The sequence below is a fragment of the Streptomyces sp. NPDC020996 genome, assembly GCF_040641355.1.
Lineage (GTDB): Bacteria > Actinomycetota > Actinomycetes > Streptomycetales > Streptomycetaceae > Streptomyces.
Genome location: NZ_JBFADM010000046.1, coordinates 12,598 through 37,157 on the forward strand (window position 1 = coordinate 12,598; position 24,560 = coordinate 37,157).

The 24,560-nt window shown below is 74.0% G+C and carries 23 protein-coding genes, 1 pseudogene and 1 riboswitch; of the genes and pseudogenes, 9 read left to right on the plus strand and 15 right to left on the minus strand.

The features are described 5' to 3' along the window. Positions 1 to 249 precede the first annotated feature (249 nt). The 7 genes and pseudogenes from AB0G63_RS27150 to AB0G63_RS27180 all read right to left on the minus strand — a co-directional run. Positions 250 to 339, minus strand: a pseudogene (locus AB0G63_RS27150) (lytic transglycosylase domain-containing protein); the annotation flags it as partial. After that, entirely contained in the window at positions 312 to 1,163 is an 852-nt protein-coding gene (locus AB0G63_RS27155; protein WP_360755148.1) for an ECF transporter S component, read from the minus strand. The pseudogene AB0G63_RS27150 and the gene AB0G63_RS27155, both read right to left, overlap by 28 nt. Then, the gene (locus AB0G63_RS27160; RefSeq protein ID WP_360755151.1) at positions 1,160 to 2,845 is read right to left on the minus strand and encodes an ATP-binding cassette domain-containing protein; all 1,686 of its coding nucleotides are present in this window, start codon (positions 2,843 to 2,845) and stop codon (positions 1,160 to 1,162) included. The genes AB0G63_RS27155 and AB0G63_RS27160 overlap by 4 nt, the downstream gene beginning before the upstream one ends. Next, the gene (locus AB0G63_RS27165) at positions 2,842 to 3,978 is read right to left on the minus strand and encodes an energy-coupling factor transporter transmembrane component T (protein WP_360755154.1); all 1,137 of its coding nucleotides are present in this window, start codon (positions 3,976 to 3,978) and stop codon (positions 2,842 to 2,844) included. The genes AB0G63_RS27160 and AB0G63_RS27165 overlap by 4 nt, the downstream gene beginning before the upstream one ends. After that, a complete protein-coding gene (locus AB0G63_RS27170; protein ID WP_360755157.1) occupies positions 3,968 to 4,627 on the minus strand; it encodes an SCO2322 family protein in 660 nt (219 codons plus the stop codon). The genes AB0G63_RS27165 and AB0G63_RS27170 overlap by 11 nt, the downstream gene beginning before the upstream one ends. Further along, a complete protein-coding gene (locus AB0G63_RS27175) occupies positions 4,624 to 5,859 on the minus strand; it encodes a prenyltransferase/squalene oxidase repeat-containing protein (protein ID WP_360755159.1) in 1,236 nt (411 codons plus the stop codon). Before AB0G63_RS27175 ends, AB0G63_RS27170 begins: the two co-directional genes overlap by 4 nt. Positions 5,860 to 5,987: 128 nt before the next feature. Further along, positions 5,988 to 6,061, minus strand: a riboswitch (cobalamin riboswitch). Between the two features lie 129 nt (positions 6,062 to 6,190). Beyond that, complete coding sequence (locus AB0G63_RS27180) at positions 6,191 to 7,240, minus strand: MBL fold metallo-hydrolase (protein WP_360755161.1); 1,050 nt, start codon at positions 7,238 to 7,240, stop codon at positions 6,191 to 6,193. A gap of 132 nt (positions 7,241 to 7,372) precedes the next feature. Here AB0G63_RS27180 and AB0G63_RS27185 point away from each other — a divergent pair, with 132 nt between their 5' ends. From AB0G63_RS27185 to AB0G63_RS27195, 3 genes are all read left to right on the plus strand, one after another. Then, entirely contained in the window at positions 7,373 to 8,830 is a 1,458-nt protein-coding gene (locus AB0G63_RS27185; protein ID WP_360755164.1) for an aldehyde dehydrogenase, read from the plus strand. 6 nt (positions 8,831 to 8,836) lie between these two features. Continuing rightward, positions 8,837 to 9,070, plus strand: a complete 234-nt coding sequence (locus tag AB0G63_RS27190) for a ferredoxin (RefSeq protein WP_360755166.1) — start codon at positions 8,837 to 8,839, stop codon at positions 9,068 to 9,070. A gap of 167 nt (positions 9,071 to 9,237) precedes the next feature. Beyond that, positions 9,238 to 9,657 carry a hypothetical protein gene (locus AB0G63_RS27195; protein WP_360755169.1) on the plus strand — a complete coding sequence of 140 codons (420 nt, stop codon included), beginning with the start codon at positions 9,238 to 9,240 and terminating at the stop codon, positions 9,655 to 9,657. On the opposite strand, the gene AB0G63_RS27200 is transcribed toward AB0G63_RS27195, so the two are convergent. Further along, on the minus strand, positions 9,654 to 10,394 hold the full coding sequence (locus tag AB0G63_RS27200; RefSeq protein WP_360755171.1) for a TetR family transcriptional regulator: 741 nt from the start codon (positions 10,392 to 10,394) through the stop codon (positions 9,654 to 9,656). The two genes, AB0G63_RS27195 and AB0G63_RS27200, sit on opposite strands and share 4 nt — an antisense overlap. Before the next feature lie 210 nt (positions 10,395 to 10,604). Between AB0G63_RS27200 and AB0G63_RS27205 the strand changes: the two genes are divergently transcribed. The 3 genes from AB0G63_RS27205 to AB0G63_RS27215 are packed head-to-tail and all read left to right on the plus strand — an operon-like array spanning position 10,605 to position 13,968. Beyond that, complete coding sequence (locus tag AB0G63_RS27205; protein WP_360755174.1) at positions 10,605 to 12,173, plus strand: glycosyltransferase family 4 protein; 1,569 nt, start codon at positions 10,605 to 10,607, stop codon at positions 12,171 to 12,173. Further along, a complete protein-coding gene (locus AB0G63_RS27210; RefSeq protein WP_360755177.1) occupies positions 12,167 to 12,901 on the plus strand; it encodes a class I SAM-dependent methyltransferase in 735 nt (244 codons plus the stop codon). The genes AB0G63_RS27205 and AB0G63_RS27210 overlap by 7 nt, the downstream gene beginning before the upstream one ends. Beyond that, positions 12,898 to 13,968 (plus strand): prenyltransferase/squalene oxidase repeat-containing protein, encoded by a 1,071-nt coding sequence (locus tag AB0G63_RS27215; RefSeq protein WP_360755180.1) that lies wholly within the window; start codon positions 12,898 to 12,900, stop codon positions 13,966 to 13,968. The genes AB0G63_RS27210 and AB0G63_RS27215 overlap by 4 nt, the downstream gene beginning before the upstream one ends. Positions 13,969 to 14,072: 104 nt before the next feature. On the opposite strand, the gene AB0G63_RS27220 is transcribed toward AB0G63_RS27215, so the two are convergent. From AB0G63_RS27220 to AB0G63_RS27245, 6 genes are all read right to left on the minus strand, one after another. Then, complete coding sequence (locus tag AB0G63_RS27220; protein ID WP_324789480.1) at positions 14,073 to 14,366, minus strand: hypothetical protein; 294 nt, start codon at positions 14,364 to 14,366, stop codon at positions 14,073 to 14,075. Between the two features lie 74 nt (positions 14,367 to 14,440). Beyond that, a complete protein-coding gene (locus tag AB0G63_RS27225) occupies positions 14,441 to 15,451 on the minus strand; it encodes an LLM class F420-dependent oxidoreductase (RefSeq protein ID WP_360755183.1) in 1,011 nt (336 codons plus the stop codon). A 106-nt stretch (positions 15,452 to 15,557) separates the two neighbouring features. Then, complete coding sequence (locus tag AB0G63_RS27230; protein WP_360755185.1) at positions 15,558 to 16,334, minus strand: hypothetical protein; 777 nt, start codon at positions 16,332 to 16,334, stop codon at positions 15,558 to 15,560. A gap of 83 nt (positions 16,335 to 16,417) precedes the next feature. Further along, the gene (locus AB0G63_RS27235) at positions 16,418 to 17,416 is read right to left on the minus strand and encodes an N-acetylmuramoyl-L-alanine amidase (RefSeq protein ID WP_360755188.1); all 999 of its coding nucleotides are present in this window, start codon (positions 17,414 to 17,416) and stop codon (positions 16,418 to 16,420) included. Positions 17,417 to 17,438: 22 nt separating this feature from the next. After that, entirely contained in the window at positions 17,439 to 18,095 is a 657-nt protein-coding gene (locus AB0G63_RS27240; RefSeq protein ID WP_360755266.1) for a class I SAM-dependent methyltransferase, read from the minus strand. Positions 18,096 to 18,233: 138 nt separating this feature from the next. After that, the gene (locus tag AB0G63_RS27245; RefSeq protein WP_360755191.1) at positions 18,234 to 19,967 is read right to left on the minus strand and encodes an MFS transporter; all 1,734 of its coding nucleotides are present in this window, start codon (positions 19,965 to 19,967) and stop codon (positions 18,234 to 18,236) included. 195 nt (positions 19,968 to 20,162) lie between these two features. Between AB0G63_RS27245 and AB0G63_RS27250 the strand changes: the two genes are divergently transcribed. The 3 genes from AB0G63_RS27250 (at position 20,163) to AB0G63_RS27260 (ending at position 23,110) form a co-directional block, all read left to right on the plus strand. Beyond that, a complete protein-coding gene (locus AB0G63_RS27250; RefSeq protein ID WP_360755194.1) occupies positions 20,163 to 20,708 on the plus strand; it encodes a SigE family RNA polymerase sigma factor in 546 nt (181 codons plus the stop codon). Further along, entirely contained in the window at positions 20,705 to 21,574 is an 870-nt protein-coding gene (locus AB0G63_RS27255; protein ID WP_360755197.1) for a hypothetical protein, read from the plus strand. Before AB0G63_RS27250 ends, AB0G63_RS27255 begins: the two co-directional genes overlap by 4 nt. A gap of 114 nt (positions 21,575 to 21,688) precedes the next feature. Continuing rightward, entirely contained in the window at positions 21,689 to 23,110 is a 1,422-nt protein-coding gene (locus tag AB0G63_RS27260) for an MFS transporter (RefSeq protein WP_360755199.1), read from the plus strand. 124 nt (positions 23,111 to 23,234) lie between these two features. Here AB0G63_RS27260 and AB0G63_RS27265 read toward each other — a convergent pair whose 3' ends face one another. Next, positions 23,235 to 23,867, minus strand: a complete 633-nt coding sequence (locus AB0G63_RS27265) for a response regulator transcription factor (RefSeq protein ID WP_360755269.1) — start codon at positions 23,865 to 23,867, stop codon at positions 23,235 to 23,237. Between the last annotated feature and the right edge of the window lie 693 nt (positions 23,868 to 24,560).

Below are 24,560 nucleotides of genomic sequence, written 5' to 3' on the forward strand. Positions count from 1 at the left end.
CGGTCGCATGGGTTGTTCCGGTCGTTCCGGTCGCACGGGTCGTTCCGGTCGCACGGTCGCACGGTCGCTACGGTCCCGGGCCGCCGCCGCCCGCGTCCCCGGCCGGCCGGGACGCGGTGCACCCGGGTCCACCGTGGACGCGGGGGGATGATCGTGCGGTTCTCCGACGGGGTGCGGCGGGGCTGAGCGCTCGGCCGGAAGTGCCGCGGCGGGCCGCCTCCCGGCTGCGACGGCGTCGTGGCTGCCCGGTCAGTGCCGGCCGTTGGCCTGCCAGAAGGCCCAGGCGGCGGTGGGGCTGCGGTAGCGGGAGTTCATGTACCGCAGGCTCCGCTTGATCTGCGCTCACCGCTTGCCGGGGCCTCGAAGGTGACCGCTGTCTCGAACGCGGACCGGCGGGTGGCTCTGCGCAGCGCCCTGAGCACGGCCGGGCCCAGCGTCAGCGTCAGCACCACGGTGACCACGGCCCGGCCCATGTCCCAGCCCAGGGACGTGGCCGCACAGTAGGCGACGAAGCGGGCCAGGTTGGCGGGGACGGCCGCGTGCGGATCGAAGGCGATGCCCGAGGCGAGCGCGCCCATGAAGGGCCAGCCGGCGAGGTTCATGATCGTGCCGTAGGCGAACGCGGCGAGGAAGCCGTAGACGGCGAGGAGGCCGGTCTCGGCGCGGCCGCGCAGCCGGTCCGGGCCCGGCAGCAGGCCCGCGCCCATGGTGAACCAGCCCATCGCCAGCATCTGGAACGGCATCCACGGGCCCACCCCGCCGGTCAGCAGCGCCGACGCGAACATGGTGAGCGAGCCGAGGGTGAAGCCGAACCCGGGACCCAGCACCCGGCCGCTGAGCACCATCAGGAAGAACATCGGCTCGATGCCGGCGGTTCCGGCGCCGATCGGACGCAGGGCGGCGCCGGCCGCCGCGAGCACCCCGAGCATGGCGACGGCCTTCGGGCCGAGCCCGGACTCGGCGATCGTCGCGGCCACGACGGCGACCAGCAGCACCAGCAGGCCGGCGAAGAGCCAGGGCGCGTCCTGCGCGTGCGCGCTGAGCTGCGAGGAAGGCGGGGCGAGGAAGGGCCAGCCGAAGCCGGCCACCCCCACGGCGCTGACCAGGATGAGGGCGGCGACGGAGCGGGGGCCGAGGCGGACCGCTCTGGCTCGTCCGGTCATCCCAGTGCCTCCCGGACCTGGGCGACCGTCAGCCACTCCTGCGGGGCCAGGATCTTCGTGACCTGCGGGGCGAAGGAAGGGGAGGAGACGACGACCTCCGCGGTCGGGCCGTCCGCGATCACCTCGCCCTCGGCGAGCAGGACCACCCGGTGGGCGAGTTCGGCGGCGAGTTCGACGTCGTGCGTGGCGAGGACGATCGCGTGGCCCTCGGCGGCGAGGGAGCGCAGCAGGGTCACGAGGCGGGCCTTGGCCGCGTAGTCCAGGCCCCGGGTCGGCTCGTCGAGCAGGAGCAGGGGCGGGCGCGCGGTCAGGACGACGGCGAGCGCGAGCGTGAGGCGCTGGCCCTCCGAGAGGTCGCGTGGGTGGGTGTCGTCCGGTATGCCGGGGAGGAGTTCGGAGACCAGGGCGCGGCAGGTGCCGGGGTCGGCGTGGGCGTCGCGGTCGGCGGCGGCGCACTCGGCCGCGACCGTGTCGGCGTACAGGAGGTCACGGGGTTCCTGCGGGACCAGGCCGACACGGCGCACCAGGTCGGCGGGGGGTGTGCGGTGCGGGGGCACGCCGCCGGTCAGGACCGAGCCGCTGGTCGGGGCGACGAGGCCGACGAGGGTGCCGAGGAGGGTGGACTTGCCGGCGCCGTTGCGGCCCATGAGAGCGATGGTCTCGCCGGGGGCGACGGTGAGGTCGATCCGGCGGAGGGCGTCCACCCGGGCCCGGCGGACGGACAGGGAGCGGACCTCGGCGACGGTGGGCGCGGCGGTGACGGGGGCCCGGTGCCTGCGGAAGGCCGGCCGCCACCGGCCGGCGGGGGCGGGGCGAGGGGGCGGCACGCTCGCCGGGGCCTGCGGGGTGACCCCGGGCCGCGCCCGTCGTGACAGCCGCTCCCGGAGGTCGCCGGCCCGGCGCCGCGCGTCCCGTACCGTCAGCGGCAGCGGGGACCAGCCGGCCAGGCGGCCCAGGTCCACCACCGGCGGACACACCGGCGACACGGCCATCATCCCGGCCGGGTCGCCGAGGACCGGGGGCGCCGCGGGGGCGGGGAGGAGGACGACCTGGTCGGCGTACTGGATGACGCGTTCCAGGCGGTGTTCCGCCATCAGGACCGTGGTGCCGAGGTCGTGCACGAGGCGTTGCAGGACCGCGAGGACCTCTTCCGCGGCCGCCGGGTCGAGGGCCGAGGTCGGTTCGTCGAGGACGAGGACCTCGGGGTGCGGGGTGAGGACCGAGCCGATGGCGACGCGCTGCTGCTGGCCGCCGGAGAGGGTGGCGATCGGACGGTCGCGGAGGCCGGCCAGGCCGAGCAGGTCGAGGGTCTCCTCCACACGGCGTCGCATCACGGCGGGCGGCAGGCCCAACGACTCCATCCCGTAGGCGAGTTCGTCCTCCACGGTGTCGGTGACGAAGTGCGAGAGCGGGTCCTGCCCCACCGTGCCGACCACGTCCGCGAGTTCGCGCGGCTTGTGGGTGCGGGTGTCGCGGCCCGCGACCGTGACGCGGCCGCGCAGCGTGCCGCCCGTGAAGTGCGGGACCAGGCCGCTGACCGTGCCGAGGATCGTGGACTTGCCGACCCCCGACGGGCCGACCAGCAGCACCAGTTCGCCCTCCGGGACCTCGAAGTCCACGCCGCGGACGGTGGGTTCGGCCGCGCCGTCGTACGTCACGGAGACGTCCTCGAAGCGGATCACGACGGCTCCTCGGTCACGACGGCTCCTCGATCACGGTGGCTCCTTTGAACACGGTGGCTGTTTGGGAGCGATGGCTCCTTGGGGGCGAGGAAGGACGGCAGCAGGCCGAGCAGCACGGCCGCCGCGGGCCACAGCGGCAGGGCGGGGGCGACGAGCGGGACGACGCCGGGGTGCAGCGCCTCCGGGTCGCCGGCGGCGGCGAGGGCGAGCAGCGCGGCGACCGCGGCACCGGAGCCCGCGACCAGCCAGGCGCGGACGTCCCACCGGTCCGGGCGGTACCGCGTGCGCGGGCTGCGGCGGCCGCCGAGGCGCAGTCCGGCCAGGGCCGCGGCCGCCCCGGCGAGCAGCAGCGGCAGCCCGTAGGCGCCGCCCGCGGCGGTGAGCAGCCCGTACGTTCCGGCGCAGACGCCGAGCAGGCCGCCGAGGGTGAGGGCGGCGGTGGTGCGGCGCACGGCGGGCGCCACCTCGGCGGTGCGGCCGTAGCCGCGGGCGTCCATCGCGGCGGCCAGCGCGACGGACCGCTCCAACGCGCCCTCCAGCACCGGCAGTCCGACGTGCAGCAGGCCGCGGACGCCGCTGTCGGGACGGCCGCGCAGCCGGCGGGCGGCGCGCAGCCGCTGGACGTCGGCGATGAGGTTCGGCGCGAAGGTCAGGGCGACGACCACCGCGACACCCGTCTCGTACAGGGCGCCCGGGAGGGACTTCAGCAGACGGGAGGGGTTGGCGAGGGCGTTCGCGGCGCCCACGCAGATCAGCAGCGTGGCCAGCTTCAGGCCGTCGTAGCAGGCGAAGACGAGTGACTCGGCGGTGACCTCGCCGCCCAGGCGGACGCCCTGCGCCCAGTGCGGCAGGGGGACTTCGGGCAGGGCGACGATCACGTGCGTGCCGGGGATCGGGGAGCCGAGGGCGACGGCGAAGAACAGGCGGACGCTGAGCACGGCGAGCGCGAGCTTGACGAACGCGGAGTAGGAGCGCGCCCAGGGGGCCCCGGTGCGGCAGACGGCGACGACGTAGGCGGACGTCGCGACGAGCAGGGCGAGCAGCAGGGGGTTGGTGGTGCGGGTGGCCGCGGTGCCCAGACCGAGCGACCACAGCCACCAGGCGCCCGGGTGCAGCGAGGGCTTACCCGCCATGCCTGCGTCGCCGGGTCTGCCACACCGCCGCCGCGCCCAGCAGCGCGACCGCTCCCGCACCGGCGAACAGCCCCACCGACGGGCCGCCGCCGTCCGCCCCGTCCGCCTCTTTCATTTCGTCCGTCTTTGCGTCGGCCGCCGGCTTCTTCGCGCCGGCGACCTGCTCCCCGCACCCCTTCTGCGGATACCCGGCGATCGCGCACAACAGGGCGTTGGTGTCGTAGCGCAGCGGCTTCGCCACCGAGGCCAGGGCGTCCGCCGTGCTGGCGTCGGCCGGCACCCGCGCGCACGCGGTACGGCCGGCCGGCGGCGTCTCGCCGGACGGGGCGTCGGCCGCCGTGCCGAAGTCGAGGACGAGAGCCACCCGCTTCTCGCCCTCCCGCGCCGGAGTCCGCGCGCAGATCATCGAGAAGGAGGCGGCCCCGCGCGGCTTCGCCGCGTCGCCGGAGTCCTCGCTCACCGCGAAGCGGAAGCCCTGGACAGCGCCGTCGGCGGGGCGGGCGGTGGCGGGGCCCTGGGTGGCGTAGGTCCACCGGCCGGCCTCCGATTCCCAGAAGGACCAGTAGCGGTAGCCGGTGGCCCGGGCCTGGCCGGTGGCGGCCAGGGTCAGCAGCACGGTGGTCAGCAGGACGGCGAGGCGGCGCGTCACGGCTGTCGCCTCCTGTTGCGGCCACTGAGCAGGAAACCGACGCCGATGCCGGCGACGAGGAACACGCCGACGATCCACCAGACGCCGAAACCGGAGTCGTCCTTCTTGCCGGCCTCGGCCCTGTGGGCCTTGGCGGAGGCGGTGGCGGAGGCCGGGACGGACGCCGGCTCGGGGCCGGTGGCGTTCAGCAGCCCGACCAGGTCCTGGCCGCCGAAGTCGCGCACGTCGGCGCGCGCCGCGTTCGCGGCGAGGATCAGCTCCGCGTAGGCGGCCGGTCCGTTGGTCCGAGCCCACTGCGCGGAGTTCGCCTCCAGCCAGCGCACGGCGCCGGCCGCCTGGTCGCCCTGGCCCGCGGTGGCGAGGGCGAGGACCGCGTCGGCGGTGTTGCCGTAGTCGGGCTGGGGCTTGGCGCCGGGCATGGCCGAGGTCAGGTGGTGGCCCTTCGCCAGGGCCTTGATGAGGTACGCGGCGGCGTTGCGCGCGGCCTGCCCGGCATCGCTCGCGTCGACGCAGGCCGGGGAGGCGCCCGTCGGCTTCGCGGCGGCCCCGGTCAGCCCCTTGCCGAGGGCGCCCACCACGGCCGCGGCCGTCGCGTCCGCGTTGGCGGCGAGCGCGCCCTTCTTGTCGGGCTGGTAGGCGAAGGCGCCCGCGTCCTTCGCGTCGCACGGGAGGGCGAGCTTCAGCAGGGCGTCGTAGGGGGACTTGCCGCCCCTGGTGACCCGCGCGGGCTGCTCGCCCACGGCGGCGAGGGCGCCGATGACGACGGACGTCGAGTTGGCGTCGCTCGCCCCGCCCGGCGCGTAGCCCCAGCCGCCGTCCTTGTTCTGCACGGACTTCAGCCAGCCGACGGCCTTGCCGGTGGCGGCGTCGTGGCCGCCGAGGGCGGCGAGGGCCTGGACGGCGGCGGCCGTGCTGTTCGTGTCGACCACGACCTTGGCGTCGCAGGCCTTGGCGGCATCCGCGCGGAACGGCGCGAAGGCGCCGTTCGCGCACTGCTGGCCCACCAGCCAGTCCACCGCCTTCGCCGCCGGGCGCACGCCCGCGGTGTCCTGCGCGAGCAGCGCCAGCGACTGGCGCCAGACGCCGTCGTACTTCGGGTCGGAGGTGCCGTACAGGCCGTCGGGTATCGCCGCCGACGGGGACGGCGACGAGGTCGCGGCGACGGCGGGCGCGCCCGTGCCGATCACGGCGGTGGCTGCCAGGGCCGCGGCGGTGCGGCGGACGACGTTCATGCTCGGCGGGTGCCTTCCCCTACGGGAGCGGGCAGCACGGGACACCCCGGGCGGCTCGGCTCCGTATGCCTCGACGGTGCCGTGCGCCGGCGGACCGCCGACGCACCTGAGCCGGTCACGACCGTACGGGGCAGTCCGGCTGACCGCCCTCGGCGAGCGGTTCACGGTTGCGGGTCAGCGCCGGAATTGCACCGGCTTCCCCCCGTACGGGTGTGATGACGACCTGGCTACTGTACCGGCCCGTAGAAACGCCCTGAGCGGCGGCCGTGAGTGGCACCCGTCACCCCGGCACGGTCTCTCCATGGGCTCCGTGGGCTGTGTGGGCGCGTGTTCATACGTGCCCCACGGCCATGTACGCCACCGGGTCGCTCCCCGCCACCGCCTCCGCCCGGCCCAGCTTCACCAGGCGTCGCAGGTGGGCCTCGGCCTCCGAGACCGCGATGTTCCTCGATCCGTAAGGTATCTGCGCCCAGGGCCGGTTCCACTCCATGCGCTCGGCGAGCTGCCAGGGCGTGAGCGGCTCGGCCAGGAGGGCGCGCAGACCGGCGAGCCGTTCCTCGTGGTGCGCCAGCAACTCCCGTACGCGGGCGGGTGCGTCGGTGAAGGTGTGCTGGTGGGCGGGGAGCACCTCGGCGGGGGCGAGCCGGCCGACGCGTTCGAGGGAGTCGAGGTAGTCGCCTAGGGGATCGGTGGGGGTGGCGTCGTCGGGGTCCTCGTACAGGCCGATGTGCGGGGTGATCCCGGGGAGCAGGTGGTCGCCGGAGAACAGGCGGCCGTGGCCCGGAAGTCGGGCCGGGTGCCGGGCCGGGTGCTCCTCCTCCAGGTGCAGGCAGACGTGGCCGGGCGTGTGGCCGGGCGTCCAGATCGCGCGCAGGCGGCGGCCGGGCAGGTCGAGGAGTTCGCCGGGGACGATCTCGCGGTCCGGCAGGGCGGGGGAGAGGCCCGGGAGGGTGCTGCGGGGGACGGCGGCGCGCAGGGGCGCGACGTGGTCCTCGGGGGCGCCGGCGGCGGTGAGTTTGGCCGCCATGTAGGCGAACCAGCGGCCCGGCCGGGTATCGCGGGTGCGCCGTACGACGGCGGTGTCCGCGGCGTGCATGGCGATCCACGCGCCGGACGCCTCCCGTACCCGGCCGGACAGGCCGTGGTGGTCGGGGTGGTGGTGGGTGATCACCACCCCGTGGATCTCGCCCACGGCCGTGCCGCACACCGTCAGGCCCTCGGCGAGGGTGTCCCAGGAGCCGGGATCGTCCCAGCCGGTGTCGACCAGCACCGGGCCGCGGTCGGTGTCCACGACGTACACGAGCGTGTACCCGAGCGGATTGTCCGGGATGGGGACCTCGACGGACCGTACGCCGCCGCCGTGGTCGTGCACCTGCGCCATGGGCCGCCCCGTCCTGGTCGCTCGTCGACTGACCCCGCTGCGAAGCCATTGCTCACTATAACTAGAACTGGTATCAGTTCCTGAAAGAGCGTCAGAAACGGTGCCGCCCGACCCCGTAGGAGGCAGTCGGTCATGACCGAGCTCGTGGAACACGGACAGCTGTTCATCGGCGGGGAGTTGACCGATCCCCTGGGCGAGGACGTCATCGAGGTGATCTCGCCGCACACGGAGCAGGTCCTCGGACGGGTGCCGCACGCCTCGGCGGCGGACGTGGACCGGGCGGTCGCGGTGGCGCGGACGGCGTTCGACGAGGGCCCCTGGCCCCGGATGACCCTCGACGAGCGGATCGCGGTGGTCACCCGCATCAAGGACGGGATCGCTGCACGGCACGAGGAGATCGCCCGCGTGATCTCCTCCGAGAACGGCTCGCCGTACTCCTGGAGCGTCCTCGCGCAGGCGCTCGGCGCGATGATGGTGTGGGACGCGGCGATCACGGTCGCCCGGAACTTCCGGTACGAGGAGACGCGCGACGGCGTGCTGGGGAGGATCCTCGTGCGCCGCGAGCCGGTCGGGGTGGTCGCGGCCGTGGTGCCGTGGAACGTCCCGCAGTTCGTGGCCGCCGCCAAGCTCGCGCCCGCGCTGCTCACCGGCTGCACGGTGCTGCTCAAGCCGTCGCCCGAGTCGCCGCTGGACGCCTACCTCCTCGCCGACATCACCCGCGAGGCGGGGCTGCCGGAGGGCGTGCTGTCGATCCTGCCGGCCGACCGCGAGGTCAGCGAGTACCTGGTCGGGCACCCGGGCGTCGACAAGGTGTCCTTCACCGGCTCCGTCGCGGCCGGCCGACGCGTGATGGAGGTGGCCGCGCGCAACCTGACCCGGGTGACCCTGGAACTGGGCGGCAAGTCGGCGGCGGTCGTGCTGCCGGACGCGGACCTGGAGACGTCCGTCGCGGGCATCGTCCCCGCGGCCTGGATGAACAACGGCCAGGCGTGCGTGGCCCAGACCCGCATCCTCGTACCGCGTGCCCGCTACGACGAGTTCGCCGACGCCTTCGCCGCCGCGGCGAGCGCGCTCGTGGTCGGCGACCCGCTGGACCCGGCGACCCAGGTCGGCCCCCTGGTGGCCCGGCGCCAGCAGCAGCGCAACCTCGACTACATCCGCATCGGCCAGGAGGAGGGCGCCAAGATCCTCACCGGCGGCGGCCGCCCCGCGGGCCTGGACCGCGGCTGGTACGTCGAGCCGACGCTCTTCGGCGACGTCGACAACTCCATGCGGATCGCCCGCGAGGAGATCTTCGGCCCCGTCATCTGCCTGCTGCCCTACGGCGACGAGGCCGAGGCCCTGAAAATCGCGAACGACTCGGACTACGGGCTGAGCGGCAGCGTCTGGACGGCCGACGTGGCCCACGGCATCGAGGTCGCCCGGCAGGTCCGTACCGGCACGTACTCCGTCAACACCTTCAGCCTGGACATGCTCGGCCCGTTCGGCGGCTACAAGAACTCCGGTCTGGGGCGGGAGTTCGGGCCCGAGGGCTACGGCGAGTACCTCGAGCACAAGATGATCCACCTGCCGGCCGGCTGGGAGGCGTGAGGAGGCATGGGCGACCGCTGGCACGTCGACGTCGACCGCTCCCTGTGCATCGGCTCCGCCCAGTGCGTCCACCACGCCCCGGACGGCTTCCGCCTCGACGCGGGCCGCCAGTCCCAGCCCGTCGAGCCGGAGACGGACGCCGGCGAACGCATCCTGGAGGCCGCGGAGAACTGCCCGGTCGAGGCGATCAGGATCACCTTGCAGGGGAGCGAGGAGCCGGTGTTCCCGCCCGAGGAGTAGCGCCCCTGTGCGAAACTCCTTCCCGGCCTGTGTGTGCTCTGTGAAGAGGGAGAACTGTGCGAGGGGTGGGGGCTGTTGTCGTCGTGGCCGGAGCGGTCGTGGCAGCGGTGACGTTGACGGGGTGCGGCGGCTCGAGCGGGCGACCGGCAGGGGGCGGGGCGTCCGCCGTGGCGGCGGACGAGGCGACGTTGACCCCCGATGCCGTACGGAATGACGTCCTTGCCGCCGCCGACGTCGGGGGACTGGAGCAGCCCGAGTTCGCCGACAAGGCCTCCCTGCCGGGAGCCGGCCGCTGCTCGGTGTTCGGAGAGGTCGATGCGTCCGGTGCGTCGGACCGAGAGGCCGCGCAGCGCACCGTCGGCGAGCTGAAAAGGCGCGGCTGGACCGTGACCGGGCAGATGGCGAACGACGGCGGGGCCGGCTGGGAGCTCCACCGCTCGGCTTGGACGCTGAGCGTCCTGACCGGCACGGGCGGCCTGTCCGACCAGATCGTGATGTCCCCGACCGAAGGTTCGTCCCGGACGGGCGAGTCGGCGGGAGTGTCGTTCCTCGGGCTGGACGAGGCCTGTGGGAGCGGCCGAGGCTAGGAACCGTCTCGACCGGTACGGCCGTGAGCGGGCGCCCGGGGCGGCGCCGCCGGGTGGGCGGGACGGCGGAGCTGGTCCGTCTCCCTGACCTCCGTCAGGTCGATCAGGCGGCACACCGTCTCGATGTCGATCTTCACCTGGGCGATGGAGGCGCGGCCCGAGAGCCAGGTGATCAGGGCCGAGTGCCAGGTGTGTTCGATGACGCGGACCGCGGAGAGCTGATCGGGGGTCGGGCTGTCCAGACCCATCGCGTCCAGGATGATCACCGTCGTCTGGCGGGAGACCTGGTCGACCTCCGGCGAGACGCTGCGGTCGGCGAAGGTGAGCGCGCGGACCATCGCGTCGGCCAGGTGCGGCTCGCGCTGCAGCGCCCGGAAGGCCCGCATCAGGGTCTCCGCCACCCGCTCCGCCGCCGTCTCGCCCTGCGGCGGCTTCTTGCGCAGCGTGCCGTGCATGTGCTCCAACTGGTCCTGCATCGTGGCGACCAGCAGGTGCACCTTGGACGGGAAGTAGCGGTACAGGGTGCCCAGCGCCACCTGCGAGGACTCGGCGACCTCCCGCATCTGCACCGCGTCGAAACCGCCCCGGCTGGCCAACTGGGCGCTCGCGTGCAGGATGCGGCGGCGCCGCGCCTCCTGGCGCTCGGTGAGCGGCGCCGCCGCCGGCCGGGCGGAGGCCGGCCGCGCGGCAGCGGCTTCCGCCTTGGACACCTTGGACACCTTGGCTTCCGCGGACATGGGCACCGTTCCGTGACATTCGGTGAGGGCAGGTGATCGGACCGAGCATGACAGGGCGTCGGCCGTGGCGCGAATCACCTGATCCACTGGTCACAGCACCCCTACCTGCCGGTAGATTCAGAGCCTCCTGGACGATCAAGTCTGAAACTTGTTCTAGATTAGCGTCCCGGCGTAATCTCGCGGGACAGTGCAGCCAGAAGGGGGCCCAGAGTGACCGCTGAGGCCAGTCAGGCGGGCCCTCGGGGGGACCGTGCCGCAGACGGCGAGCGACCGCTCGACATCGCGCTCCTCACCTACAAAGGGAACCCGTTCTGCGGCGGCCAGGGCGTCTACGTACGGCACCTGTCGCGCGAACTGGCCCGCCTCGGCCACCGGGTCGAGGTCATCGGCTCGCAACCGTACCCCGTTCTGGACGATGCCGAGGACTATGACGGCCGGCTGTCCCTGACCGAGCTGCCGAGCCTCGACCTCTACCGTCAGCCGGACCCCTTCCGCACCCCGAAGCGCGACGAGTACCGCGACTGGATCGACGCGCTGGAGGTCGCCACCATGTGGACCGGCGGCTTCCCCGAGCCGCTGACCTTCTCCCTGCGCGCCCGCCGCCATCTGCGCGCCCGCCGCGGCGAGTTCGACGTCGTGCACGACAACCAGACCCTCGGATACGGCCTGTTGGGGGACGTCGGCGCGCCCCTGGTCACCACCATCCACCACCCCATCACCGTCGACCGGCAGTTGGAGCTGGACGCGGCCGAGGGATGGCAGCGCAGGTACGCCGTGCGGCGCTGGTACGCCTTCACCCGCATGCAGAAGCGCGTCGCGCGCCGGCTGCCGTCCGTGCTCACCGTCTCCGGCACCTCGCGCCAGGAGATCGTCGACCACCTCGGCGTGCGCGACGAACGCATCCACGTCGTCCACATCGGCGCCGACACCGACCTGTTCTCGCCCGACCCGTCGGTGCCCGTGGTGCCGGGCCGGATCGTGACGACGTCCAGTGCGGACGTGCCGCTCAAGGGCCTGGTCTTCCTGGTCGAGGCGCTCGCCAAGGTGCGCACCGAGCACCCGGCGGCCCACCTCGTCGTCGTCGGCAAGCGGCCCGCGGAGGGCCCGGTCGCGCAGGCGGTCGAGCGCTACGGCCTCGAGGGCGCCGTCGAGTTCGTCAAGGGCATCTCGGACGCCGAACTGGTCGACCTGGTGCGCTCCGCCGAGGTCGCGTGCGTGCCGTCCCTGTACGAGGGGTTCTCGCTGCCGGCGGCCGAGGCCATGGCCACCGGGACGCCGCTGGTAGCGACGACCGGCGGGGCGATCCCGGAGGTGGCCGGCCGTGACGGCGAGACCTGCCTGGCCGTGCCGCCCGGCGACTCCGGGGCGCTGGCGGCGGGACTGAGCCGGCTGCTCGGCGACCCGGAGCTGCGGGTGCGGCTGGGCCGCGCCGGGCGTGAGCGGGTGCTGCGGCGCTTCACGTGGGCCCGGGCCGCCGAGGGCACGGTGGCCCGGTACCGCGAGGCGATCGCCCGCTCCGCCGTTCCCGCCCCCGCAGGCCCCCGCCGCTCCGCGGCGGCGAGCGGCCGAGCGGGCGCCGTAAACGCTGCCGCCGCCACCGCGGAAGCGGGCGCCGAGGCGCAAGCCGGAACGGCCGCCCCGGCGAAGACGGAAACAGCCGCAGCGGCGAAGCCGGAACCGGCCGCCCCGGCGACAGCGGGTGCGGCCGCCGCCCAGCCGGAAGCCGCCGCACCCATGACCGACGTCGATACCAACCGCGAAAGCAGGGCCACGTGCTGACCGTCGACTTCTCCCGGTTCCCGCTCGCCCCGGGCGACCGCGTCCTGGACCTCGGCTGCGGCGCCGGCCGGCACGCGTTCGAGTGCTACCGGCGCGGCGCTCAGGTCGTGGCGCTCGACCAGAACGGCGAGGAGATCCGCGAGGTCGCGAAGTGGTTCGCGGCGATGAAGGAGGCGGGCGAGGCCCCGGAGGGCGCCACCGCGACCGCCATGGAGGGCGACGCCCTGGCGCTGCCCTTCCCCGACGAGTCCTTCGACGTCGTGATCATCTCCGAGGTGATGGAGCACATCCCGGACGACAAGCGCGTGCTCGCCGAGATGGTGCGGGTGCTCAAGCCCGGCGGCCGGATCGCCATCACCGTCCCGCGCTACGGCCCCGAGAAGGTCTGCTGGACGCTGTCGGACGCCTACCACGAGGTCGAGGGCGGCCACATCCGCATCTACAAGGCCGACGAGCTCCTCGCGAAGATCCGCGAGGCCGGCCTGAAGCCGTACGGCACGCACCACGCGCACGCGCTGCACTCGCCGTACTGGTGGCTGAAGTGCGCGTTCGGCGTCGACAACGACAAGGCGCTGCCGGTGCGGGCGTACCACAAGCTGCTGGTCTGGGACATCATGAAGAAGCCGCTGGCCACCCGGGTCGCCGAGCAGGCGCTGAACCCGCTGATCGGCAAGAGCTTCGTGGCGTACGCGACCAAGCCCCACCTGCCCCGGGTGGACGCCAAGTGACCACACCCCGGACGGAACACCTCGTCCTGCCCGGGGTCCTCACCGCCGAGCAGGCCGCCGCGACCGTCCGCGGCATCCTCGCCGAGCAGCGGGAGGACGGGGCGATCCCGTGGTTCAGGGGCCACCACCTCGACCCGTGGGACCACACCGAGGCCGCGATGGCGCTGGACGCGGCGGGCGAGCGCGAGGCCGCCGAGCGGGCCTACGAGTGGCTCGCCCGGCACCAGAACGAGGACGGCTCCTGGTACGCGGCCTACGCGGACGGCGACTTCGCCGACGTCACCGACCGCGGCCGGGAGACGAACTTCGTCGCCTACATCGCGGTCGGCGTGTGGCACCACTACCTGTCGACCGGCGACGACACCTTCCTGGACCGCATGTGGCCGCACGTGTACGCGGCGGTCGAGTACGTGCTCCGGCTGCAGCAGCCCGGCGGGCAGATCGGCTGGAAGCGCGAGGACGACGGCACGGCCGTCACGGACGCCCTGCTGACCGGCTGCTCCTCCGTCCACCATGCCCTGCGCTGCGCCCTGGCCATCGCCGAGCAGCGTGAAGAGGCGCAGCCCGACTGGGAGTTGGCGGCCGGCGCGCTGCGTCACGCGATCCGCCGCCACCCGGAGCGGTTTCTCGACAAGGACCGCTACTCGATGGACTGGTACTACCCGGTGCTGGGCGGCGCGTTGACCGGCGCGGAGGCCAAGTCCCGTATCGAGGAGGGCTGGGACCGATTCGTGGTCCCCGGCCTGGGGGTGCGCTGCGTCGTGCCCAACCCCTGGGTGACCGGCGGCGAGTCGGCCGAACTCGCCCTGACGCTGTGGGCGATGGGCGAGTCCGACCGGGCGCTGGAGGTGCTCAAGGCGATCCAGCACCTGCGGGACGCGGACAGCGGCCTGTACTGGACTGGGTACGTCTTCGAGGACGAGGCGATCTGGCCCCGGGAACTGACCACCTGGACCGCGGGTTCACTGCTCCTCGCGGTCGCCGCCCTGGGCGGCCACGAGGCGACCTGCACGGTCTTCGGCGGCGACCGCCTGCCGGCCGGCCTGGACCCCGACTGCTGCGACTGAGCCCGCCGCCGCCCGGGCCCCGGTGCCGCCGCCCGGTCACCGGGCAGGGTCGGCGATCCGGGCGGGGTCGGCGATCCGGGTGGGGTCGGCGCTCCGGGTGGAGGTCAGTGCCGCTGGGCGCGGTTGGCGATGGCGTGGCCCACGAACAGGTAGACGACCGCGGCCAGGCCGTAGCCGGCCACCACCCGTGCCCACGCCGCGTCGAACGTGAACAGGTCGTACGACCAGCCCGCCAGCCAGCGGGCGGCGTCGTGCACGAACTGCACGAAGTCGTTCGCCCGGTTGGCGTCCAGCAGGTACATCAGGATCCACAGGCCCAGGATGCCGGCCATGACGTCGGCGACGATCGCGATGACCGTGCCGGCCGAGTTCGTACCGTTGCGATATCTAGGCGACATACCAGTCGGGTTGCCGCCGGAACGCGGACGAAACCCGGCCCGGTCCCGCGAGTTCTCCCGTCGAGCGGCGGGGCCTAGGAGTTGAGCTCGGCCAGGACGCGCAGCGTCCGCAGGTCCGGGGCCAGCGCCAGCAGGTCCGTCACCGGTCCCGCGCGCCAGGCCTGAAGCCGCTCGGCGATCCGTTCCGGCGGTCCGACCAGGGAGATCTCGTCGGCGAAGGCGTCCGGCACCGCGCGGACGGCCTCCTCGCGCCTGCCGTCCAGGAACAGCCGCTGGATCCGGCGCGCCTGCTCCTCGTACCCCATGCGGGCCATCAGGTCGGCGTGGAAGTTGCGGGCGGCGTGGCCCATGCCGCCGATGTAGAAGCCGAGCATGGCCTTGACCGGCGCGAGGCCCTCCGCCACGTCGTCGCAGACCCGGACCTGGACCAGCGGGGCGACGAGGAACCCGGGACGCACGTCCCCGACGGCGGGCCCGTACGCCTCCGGCCGCGTCGGCGACCAGTACAGCGGCAGCCAGCCGTCGGCGATCCGCAGCGTCTGCGCGACGTTCTTCGGGCCCTCCGCGCCCAGCAGCACGGGCAGGCCGGGCCGCAGGGGGTGGGTGATGGGTTTCAGCGGCTTCCCGAGCCCGGTGCCGTCCTCACCCCGGTAGGGGTGGGAGTGGAACCGGCCGTCGAGCGCGACCGGCGCGGCGCGCCGCAGCACCTGCCGTACGACGTCGACGTACTCCCGGGTCGCCGTCAGCGGCGACCTCGGGAACGGCCTGCCGTACCAGCCCTCCACCACCTGCGGCCCGGACAGCCCGAGGCCGAGCATCATGCGGCCGCCGGAGAGGTGGTCGAGGGTGAGCGCGTGCATCGCGGTGGTGGTCGGCGGACGGGCGGCCATCTGGGCAACGGCCGTACCCAGCTTGATCGTCGACGTGTGCGCCGCGATCCAGGCCAGCGGGGTGAACGCGTCCGACCCCCACGACTCGGCGGTCCACACGGAGTCGTAGCCGAGCCGCTCGGCCTCCTGGGCCAGCGGCACGTGGTCGGCACGGGGGCCGCGTCCCCAGTAGCCGAGCGCGAGACCGAGCCGCATGGCGTCCACCTTTCTGACGGACCGTCAGTCGCCGTCCGGGGCTGCGACTGTACGACAACGGCCCCCCGCCCGGAAGGGCGAGGGGCCGCGCGACGGCTCGCGGCGGTCAGCCGCGCTGGATGCCTGAGGTGTCCTGCAGCACCCCGCGACGGCCGTCCTGCGTCTGCGCGACCAGGCTCGGTCCGCGCTGCTCGACCGCCAGGTACCAGGTGCCCGGCACGAGTTCGGCGATCGGCGTGGGCGAGCCGTCCTCGGCGAACAGCGGCCGCGCCACCGGCACGGCGAACCAGAACGGCGAGAAGTCGGCGGCCGGCGGCGGGGTCTGCTGCGGCTGACCGCCCACCGGCTGCCCCGGCTGCGGCTGACCGCCGTACGGCTGCGCCGGGGCGCCGGCTCCGGCGCCGGGGTAGCCGTAACCGCCCTGCGGCTGACCGCCGTAGGGCTGCGGGGCGACGGGTCCGGGAGCGGGGACGAGCGCGGCCTGCAGCGCCGGGACCAGCGGGGTGGCGACCGCCGCGCCGGCCAGGACGAGAGCGGCGATGAAGCCGAGGACGAGGCCCGCGCCGGCGCTGACGCCGTCCGGCACGTCCACCAGGGTCCAGAACAGCGTCCACGCGGTGAGAACCGCGAACGCCGTGCCCGCCGCACCCAGGTCGAGGCCCGCGACCTTGCGCGGCTGGGGCAGGGAGCGGTTGACGACGATCAGAGCGGCACCGATGACTCCGCCCATGTAGAGGCCGAGACCGGTGCCGAGGCTGTCCCACGCGTTCTGGTTCCAGTTGAACCCGTCGGCGGAATAGAACTTGAGGAACGACGCGATGAACAGCAATACCGCTGCTCCGATCACCACGCCGTCGCCTCGAGTGAGGGAGCGGATATTCACTTCAGGTCCTTCTCAGGTCGTCTCGTCGTCGGTAGACACTATCGTCCGCCGGGCACGTGTGTTCGCCGGGTCGCGCCGCCGGTTCACGAAGCGCGCAGGAAACTCACGATTCCCTCAGAGATCCCCTGCGCGGCCTTCTGCCGCCAGGCTCCGCTCGTCAGCAGTGCCGCGTCCTTGCTATCGCGCATGTTCCCGCACTCGATGAACACCTTGGGAACCGTTGAGAGATTGAGACCGCCCAGGTCCTTACGCGTGACGAGACCGGTGCCGTCGCCGATGTAATTGGACGGCGCGCTGCCCGTGGCGCGGACGAAATTGCCCGCCACGCGCTCGCCGAGATCGGCGGAGGAATCGACGATCGGACGGGTGTCGGCGGCGCCCGCGTGCACCGCGCCCGGCAGGATGACGTGGAAGCCGCGGTCGCCTGCCGCGGCGCCGTCCGCGTGGATGGAGATCGCGGCGTCGGCGTGGGCGGCGTTGCCGATGCGGGCACGCTCGTCCACGCACGGACCCCAGGGACGGTCGCCGTCCTGCGTGAACTTCACCCTCACGCCCTGCTTCTGCAGGATCGTCCGCAGCCGCCGGGCGACGTCCAGCGTGAAGCGGGCCTCGGAGTAACCCGCGTTGGTGGACGTGCCCGTGGTGTCGCACTCCTTGAGGTTCGTGCCGATGTTCACCTTCCGGTTGATGTCGGCGGTGTGCTGGAAATTGCCCGGGTTGTGCCCCGGGTCGATGACGACGACCTTGCCCTTGAGGGGGCCGGAGGCGGCGGGCGCGGACCGGGCGGAGGACGGCGCGGGCGAGGCCGGCCGCTCGTCGTCGCCGGTCGCGGACGCCGAGGACGCCGAGGACGCCTTGGACGTCGAGGGCGCCGTGGAGGCGGCCGGGCCGCCGGACGACGCCGACGCGGACGAGGCGACGGACGCCCGGTCCTGGCCGCCGTCGTCCCCGGAGGCGCCCACGGCCTGGTACGCCAGCCACCCGAGCAGCGCGCCCGGCACCAGCGCGGCGAGGGCGACGGTCAGCGGACGGCGGGAGCGGCGGGGCTGGGGCGGATCGAAGTCCGGGCCTACGTACGACACGTCTGCGACTCTAACCGCGCGCTCAGATCCCCGCCCCCGTTCGCCGCAGGACGCGCAACGAGTCGGTCGCCGAGACCTCGGTGAAGGCGCCGGACGCGAGCGCCCTGAGATAGACGCGGTACGGGGCCTGGCCGGTGAACTCGTCCTTCGGGTCCGGGAAGACGTCGTGGATGAGCAGCAGGCCGCCCTGGGCCACATGGGGGGCCCAGCCCTCGTAGTCCGCGGTGGCGTGCTCGTCGGTGTGCCCGCCGTCGATGAAGACGAGGCCGAGCGGAGCGGCCCAGACCTCCGCCACCTGCGGGGAGCGCCCGACCAGGGCCACCACGTGGTCCTCCAGGCCCGCCCGGTACAGGGTGCGGCGGAACGTCGGCAGGGTGTCCATCAGGCCGAGCTCCGGGTCCACCGTCTCCGGGTCGTGGTAGTCCCAGCCCGGCTGCTGTTCCTCGCTGCCGCGGTGGTGGTCGATCGTCAGCGCGGTGACCGACGCCTGGCGGGCCGCGTCGGCGAGCAGGACCGTGGAGCGGCCGCAGTACGTGCCGACCTCCAGCAGCGGCAGCCCGAGCCCGCCCGCCTCGGCGGCCGCCGCGTACAGGGCGAGGCCCTCGTGCACGGGCATGAACCCCTTGGCGGCCTCGAACGCGGCCAGGATCTCCGGCTTGGGTGCCGCGGGCACGGGCATCGGATACGCCTTTCCGTAGCGGTCGTCTCGGCGCCCCATGCTGCCGCACCCCCTGCCGCCGGGCGACAGGGGGTGCGGCGAGGGGCCGACGAGGGACCGGTGAGGGGCCGGCGAGGGGGCCTGCGAGGGCCGGGTCGGCTACGCCGAGACCGCGGTGCCCGGCAGCGGGAGGTCCACCTCCACCGCGCCCTCGTCGCCGCCGTGCGTCGCCGACGAGGCGAGCGGACCGTGCCCGGCCGCCCGCGCGGCGAGGACGTACGCGCCCCCGGACGGCACGGCGAGGGCGTAGCTGCCGTCCTGCGCGGACAGCGTCGCGCCCGCCTGGCGGCCCCGCCGGTCGATGAGCGTGACCTTGGCGCGGGCCACCGGGGCGCCGGAGGCGTCCAGCACCCGGCCGCGGAAGCCGCGCAGCGCCTCCTCGGCGCGCGCCAGGTTCGCCTCCTCCTCGCTGCTCGCGCGCAGCCGCGGCGCCCGGTCGGGCCGGGGCAGGAACACGGCCATCAGCAGGCCGACGGCCACCGCGCCCGTCGCGATCAGGAAGGAGACCCGGAAGCCGTGCAGGGTCGGGACCGGGACGCCGCCGACGTCGTTCGCGGTGTTGGCGAGCACCATGCCGATGACGGCGCTCGACACGGACGTGCCGATGGAGCGCATCAGGGTGTTCAGGCCGTTGGCGGCGCCCGTCTCCGAGGCCGGGACCGCGCCGACGATCAGGGCGGGGAGCGAGGAGTAGGCCAGGCCGATGCCCGTGCCGAGGATCACCGAGATGACGAGGCTCTGCCAGGGGGCGCTCATCAGGCCGAGGCCGGCGCCGTAGCCGATCCCGATGATCAGCATGCCGAGGATGAGCGTGACCTTCGGGCCGTACCGCGCCGACAGGCGGGCGTAGACGGGCGCCGTGAACATCATCGTCAGGCCCAGCGGGGCGACGAGCAGACCGGCGACCACCATCGACTGGCCGAGGCCGTAACCGGTCGCCTTCGGCAGCTGGAGCAGCTGGGGCAGGACGAGCGAGACGACGTAGAAGCTGACGCCCACCATGATCGACGCGAGGTTGGTGAAGAGGACCGCGGGGCGGGCCGTGGTGCGCAGGTCCACCAGCGGGGCCTGGACGCGCAGTTCCAGCACGCCCCACAGGAGCAGGACGACGGCCGCCGCGCCGAACAGGCCGAGCGTGGTGCCCGAGGACCAGCCCCAGTCGCTGCCCTTGGTGATCGGCAGCAGGAACAGCACCAGACCGGCGGACAGGCCGAGCGCGCCCAGCAGGTCGAAGGACCCCTCGGCGCGCATCGGGGACTCAGGTACGACGAGGAGGGTGAGGGCGATCGACAGGGCGCCGAGGCCGGCGGCGCCGTAGAACAGGGCGTGCCAGTCGGCGTGCTGGGCGACCAGGGCCGCGAGCGGCAGCGCGAGCCCGCCGCCGACGCCGATCGAGGAGCTCATCAGGGCCATGGCCGAGCCGAGCCGCTCGCGGGGCAGCATGTCGCGCATCAGGCCGATGCCGAGCGGGATCGCGCCCATCGCGAAGCCCTGGAGGGTACGGCCGGCGATCATCGGCAGCAGCGTGCTGGTGAGCGCGCTGACCAGGGCGCCGGCCACCATCACCGCGAGGCTGACGATGAGCATGCGCCGCTTGCCGTACAGGTCGCCGAGGCGGCCCATGATCGGGGTGGCGACGGCGCCCGAGAGCAGTGTCGAGGTCAGGACCCAGGTGGCGTTGCTGGGGGCGGTGTCCAGCAGCTGCGGCAGATCCTTGATGACCGGGACGAGCAGGGTCTGCATCACCGCGACAACGATCCCCGCGAAGGCGAGGACCGGGACCACGGCCCCGCTCGCCGCCCGGGCGGGCTGGTCGTTCGTCGTGTGGGTCATGGGGTGAGGCCTCCAGTGAGATAAGTGCCTGGTAAACCTCGTATGCATGAGCAACTATTCCGTTGCTTCGGGTCCCTAACGAATTCTTGACCGGCCCATGAATATCTGACTCACGGTCAGTTCCGCGGAGAACCTCGGGTCCGAGGCAACGGTCCGGGCGGCTCATGGACTCCTTATGACATCTAGGAGGTGCCCATGGGGGATCGCAAGCAGGCCCGGGACAGGGAGTTCCAGGGCTTTGTCACCGGCCGCTGGCCGCGGCTGATGCGGACGGCATTTCTTCTCACGGGGGAGCAGCACGCCGCCGAGGACCTGGTCCAGTCGACGCTCGAGCAGGTCTACGTGGCCTGGCGGAGGGTCGGCTCGGCCGACGACCCGGAGGCGTACGTACGGCGAGTGATGATCAACGCGCACGCCCGCAAGCACCGCAGAAAGCTCCGGGAGTTCCTGGCGCCGAAGGACGACTCCGGCCTGGTGCGCGAGGTCGCCGACAGCGGCGACCGCATCGCGCAGGCCGACGACCGGGGCGTCCTGCTGACGGCGCTCGCCCAGTTGCCCCCGCGGCAGCGGGAGGCGGTCGTCCTGCGCTACTGGGAGGACCTCACCGAGACCCAGGCGGCGCAGGCGATGGGCTGCTCGGTCGGCGCGGTCAAGAGCAACGCGGCCAAGGGGATCGCGAAGCTCCGCGCCATACCGGGACTGGCGGACATGGTCACGAGCGGGGGAGGGCGGCAGCGATGAGCGCATACCGGGAGACGAACCACGACATGGCGAACATGACGGAGAGGGACATCGCCTTCCTGCTGGCCGAGGCCGCGGACGAGGCCGAGGTCGGCATAGCCCCCACCCAGGCTCTGATCCGCGGCGGACGCCGCCGCAGGGCCCGGCGCTGGGCGGTCGCCACGGCGGCGGCCCTGGCGATCGTCGGCTCGACGGGCACCCTGGCGCTCGCGGGCCTGCCGGGCGGCGACGGGCGTGGGGCGGAGCCGGCGACCCGTCCACCGGCGCCCAGCGTCATGCCGGAGCTGTACGCACCTCGGCGGACCGTGCTGGCGGCCGGGACCGAGGACGGCAAGGAATGGAAGGTCACCCTCGACATGTGGCCGGCCCCGAGCGAGGAGGTCGATGCGCAGGCCCAGCTCGACGCGATGCGGGCGCGCGGCGAGAACCCGCCGGACGTCGACAGGGCTTCCGATCTGGTCGGCAAACGCGCGTACTTCGTGCACCGCAGCTACGGCGGAAAGAGCTCCCTGGTGATCGAGAACACGCTCCCCGGGACGGACGTCCAGGCGGGCACGGACCTCGACGCCGGCGCGCTGTCCCTGGTGCCCGGTTCCGGGTCCTCGCGCCTGGTGGTCGGCCGGGTCGCCAAGGCCGTCCGGCAGGTCACCTGCGTCTGGAAGGACGGCACGAGCACCAGCCTCCACCGCACCGCGGTGAACAGCGCGAACGGCGGCGTCCCGCAGGGCATCCGGTCCGCCGGAGGATCCCCGGACGACTGGTTCGTGTGCCTCGCTCCCCGCGGCACGGCCTACAAGTCGGCGGAGGTGACGGCCTACCGGTCACACGAGGCGACGGCCTACAGCTCGCAGGAGGCGACACGGTGAACCCGCACAGCCACCCGATGGTTGACTCCGACCGGGTCCTAGGTCCTACGGCCGAGGCGCTCCGGAGCGAAATCCCGATGCACCGTGCGCCGCCGGGTTGAGAGCATGGCACCCATGCTCGGAGCCGCAGCGGACACCCGCACCTCACCACCTCGCACCGCGCCTCCCACCTGGCTGGTCGTCGCGCTCGCGTGCGCCGGACAGTTCCTGGTCGTCCTCGACGTCTCCGTCGTCAACGTAGCGCTGCCGTCCATGCGGGCCGACCTGGGGCTGAGCGCACAGGGGCTGCAATGGGTGGTGAACGCCTACGCGATCGCCTTCGCCGGGTTCATGCTGCTCGGCGGGCGAGCCGGCGACCTGTACGGGCGTAAGCGGATGTTCCTGGTCGGGCTCGCCCTGTTCACGCTGGCCTCGCTGGGCGGCGGGCTGGCGGGGGAGGGCGCTCAACTACTGCTCGCGCGGGCCGTGCAGGGGCTCGGGGCGGCGGTTCTCGCGCCCTCCACGCTCACCATCCTCACCTCCGCCGTGCCCGAGGGTCCGGCGCGGGCCCGGGCGATCGCCACCTGGACCGCGGTGGGCGCGGGCGGCGGCGCCGCGGGCGGGCTCGTCGGCGGGCTGCTGGTGGACGGTCTGTCCTGGCGGTGGGTGCTGCTGATCAACGTGCCCGTCGGGGCGGTCGTCCTCGCCGGGGCCCGCAGATGGCTGGTGGAGAGCAGCGACAGCGACGGGCGGCGCCTGGACCTGCCGGGCGCGGTGCTGGCGACGGCGGGGCTCGCCACCCTCGCGTACGGCATCTCGCAGACCGAGGCCGAGGGGTGGGCGGCGACGGCCACCCTGGCGCCGCTCGCCGCCGGGCTCGCCCTGATCGCGCTCTTCCTGGCCGTCGAGGCGCGCACGGCGGCTCCGCTGATGCCGCTCCGGCTGCTGCGGCTGCGGGCGGTGTCGTCGGCGAACGCCGCCATGTTCCTGTGCGGCTCGGCGATGTTCTGCATGTGGTTCTTCATGACGCTGTACGCCCAGAACGTGCTGGGCTACACCCCGCTCCAGGCCGGTCTGGCCCTGGTGCCGAGCTCCCTGGCCGTGCTCGTCGGATCGAAGGCGGCCCCCCGCTTCATGCGGGTGCTCGGCGCGCGCACCGTGGCCACGCTCGGCACGCTGGTGGCGGCGGCCGGCTTCGGCTGGCAGTCGGCGATGACCCCGCAGGGCGCGTACCTGACGGAGATCATGGTCCCCGGCATCCTGATGATGCTGGGCGCGGGCCTCACGGCGACTCCGCTCGCCGCGCTCGCCACGTCCGGGGCGGCGCCGGGGGAGGCGGGCCTGGTCTCCGGGCTGATCAACACCTCACGCACGATGGGCGGCTCGCTCGGCCTCGCGGTGATGTCGACGATCGCGGCGGCCCGTTCGGCGGGCGGCGACACCCCGGCAGCGCTGACGGACGGATACGCCCTGGTGTTCCGCACCGGGGCGTGCGTGCTGCTCGCGGGGACGGTGCTGATGCTGGCGTGGCTGCCGCGCCGGGGCTCCGCCAGATGAGGCGGGGAGGCCGGGCGGGCGGGGCCCGACGGAGGGGGTTTGACGGGAGGGGCCCGACGGACGGGGACTGACGGACGGGGCCCAACGGGCGGGGTCTGACGGACGGGGCCTCACGAGGGGGCGCTCACAGCCACCCCTGCTGCCGTGCCTCCCGCATCGCCTCCATGCGGTTGCGGCTGCCGGTCTTGCCGATCGCGGAGGAGAGGTAGTTGCGGACGGTGGACTCCGACAGGTGCAGCCGGGCGGCTATGTCGGCGACGGTCGCGCCGTCCGCGGACGCCCTGAGGACGTCGCACTCCCGGGGGGTGAGGGGGCTGGGCCCGGCGCTCAGCGCCGCCGCGGCCAGCGCGGGGTCGATCACGCTCTCGCCGGTCAGCACCCGGCGGATCGCGGCCGCCAGCTCCTCCACCGGCCCGTCCTTGACCAGGAACCCCGCGGCTCCGGCCTCCATGGCCCGCCGCAGGTAGCCGGGGCGGGCGAAGGTGGTCAGGATCAGCACCCGGCAGTCGGGCACCTGGTCGCGCAGTGCGGCGGCGGCGTCCAGACCGCTCATGCCGGGCAGCTCGATGTCCAGCAGGGCGACGTCCGGGCGGCGGAGGAGGGCGGCGTCCACGATGGCGTCGCCCGTCCCGACCTGGGCGACGACCTCCATGTCGTCCTCCATGCCGAGCAGCAGGGCGAGGGCGCCCCGCATCATTCCCTGGTCCTCGGCGAGCAGGACCCGCACGCACTTACCCGGCCGGCGATCCGGGGGCATCTCGTCCACGGCCCAAGCGTAGAGCGCCCGCGCCGCCCCGGCCCGTCCGAGCCGGGGCGTCCGGCTGGCTGTGGTCTCGGCCGGCCCGGGTCCGGTCCGCGGCATCCCGGTCCGCGGCCCCCGGCTGGCTGTGGTCTCGGCCGGCCCCGGGTCCGGTCTGCGGCATCCCGGTCTGCTTGCCCGGTCCGGTGTGGCCTCGGTCCGGTGTGGCCTCGGTCCGTCCGGCCTCGGTCCGTCCGGGTTCGGTCCGTCCGGGTTCGGTCCGTGATGCCCGGTCCGCCTGTCCGGCCAGGTGCGGCCCCGGCCCTTCCGAGCCCGGCCAGGTGCGGCCTCGGCCGGTCCGGGTCCGGTCAGCGACGCCCGGCCCGCTGCGACCCGGTTGGTCCGGCCCCGGCTCCTCCGAGCCGGGCCCGCTTGTCCGGCTATGTGCGGCCTCGGCACGTCCGGGGCCGGTTCGCGATACCCGTGCCCGCTCGTCCGGCCCGCGCAATCCGCCCGGCTCATGACATCCCCGACCGTCCCTCCGGCCCGTGACATCCCGGCCCGCCCGGCCGATCCGCGGTTTCCCGGCCCGTCCGTCCGTCCGGGACGCGGTGCCGTCGGCGGCGGTGGCCATGCCGCCCGGTCTCCCGCGGCCGTGGTGTGGCTCCTCGCCGCAAGGCGACGGGTCGGCTGCTCGGCCGCCACCGCTCA

Coding starts and splice junctions, on each gene's coding strand:
- AB0G63_RS27155 (WP_360755148.1), bottom strand. CDS start 1,163: ATGACCGGACGAGCCAGAGCGGTCCGCCTCGGCCCCCGCTCCGTCGCC.
- AB0G63_RS27165 (WP_360755154.1), bottom strand. CDS start 3,978: ATGGCGGGTAAGCCCTCGCTGCACCCGGGCGCCTGGTGGCTGTGGTCG.
- AB0G63_RS27175 (WP_360755159.1), bottom strand. CDS start 5,859: ATGAACGTCGTCCGCCGCACCGCCGCGGCCCTGGCAGCCACCGCCGTG.
- AB0G63_RS27180 (WP_360755161.1), bottom strand. CDS start 7,240: ATGGCGCAGGTGCACGACCACGGCGGCGGCGTACGGTCCGTCGAGGTC.
- AB0G63_RS27185 (WP_360755164.1), top strand. CDS start 7,373: ATGACCGAGCTCGTGGAACACGGACAGCTGTTCATCGGCGGGGAGTTG.
- AB0G63_RS27190 (WP_360755166.1), top strand. CDS start 8,837: ATGGGCGACCGCTGGCACGTCGACGTCGACCGCTCCCTGTGCATCGGC.
- AB0G63_RS27200 (WP_360755171.1), bottom strand. CDS start 10,394: ATGTCCGCGGAAGCCAAGGTGTCCAAGGTGTCCAAGGCGGAAGCCGCT.
- AB0G63_RS27220 (WP_324789480.1), bottom strand. CDS start 14,366: ATGTCGCCTAGATATCGCAACGGTACGAACTCGGCCGGCACGGTCATC.
- AB0G63_RS27225 (WP_360755183.1), bottom strand. CDS start 15,451: ATGCGGCTCGGTCTCGCGCTCGGCTACTGGGGACGCGGCCCCCGTGCC.
- AB0G63_RS27240 (WP_360755266.1), bottom strand. CDS start 18,095: ATGCCCGTGCCCGCGGCACCCAAGCCGGAGATCCTGGCCGCGTTCGAG.
- AB0G63_RS27245 (WP_360755191.1), bottom strand. CDS start 19,967: ATGACCCACACGACGAACGACCAGCCCGCCCGGGCGGCGAGCGGGGCC.
- AB0G63_RS27250 (WP_360755194.1), top strand. CDS start 20,163: ATGGGGGATCGCAAGCAGGCCCGGGACAGGGAGTTCCAGGGCTTTGTC.
- AB0G63_RS27255 (WP_360755197.1), top strand. CDS start 20,705: ATGAGCGCATACCGGGAGACGAACCACGACATGGCGAACATGACGGAG.
- AB0G63_RS27260 (WP_360755199.1), top strand. CDS start 21,689: ATGCTCGGAGCCGCAGCGGACACCCGCACCTCACCACCTCGCACCGCG.
- AB0G63_RS27265 (WP_360755269.1), bottom strand. CDS start 23,867: ATGCCCCCGGATCGCCGGCCGGGTAAGTGCGTGCGGGTCCTGCTCGCC.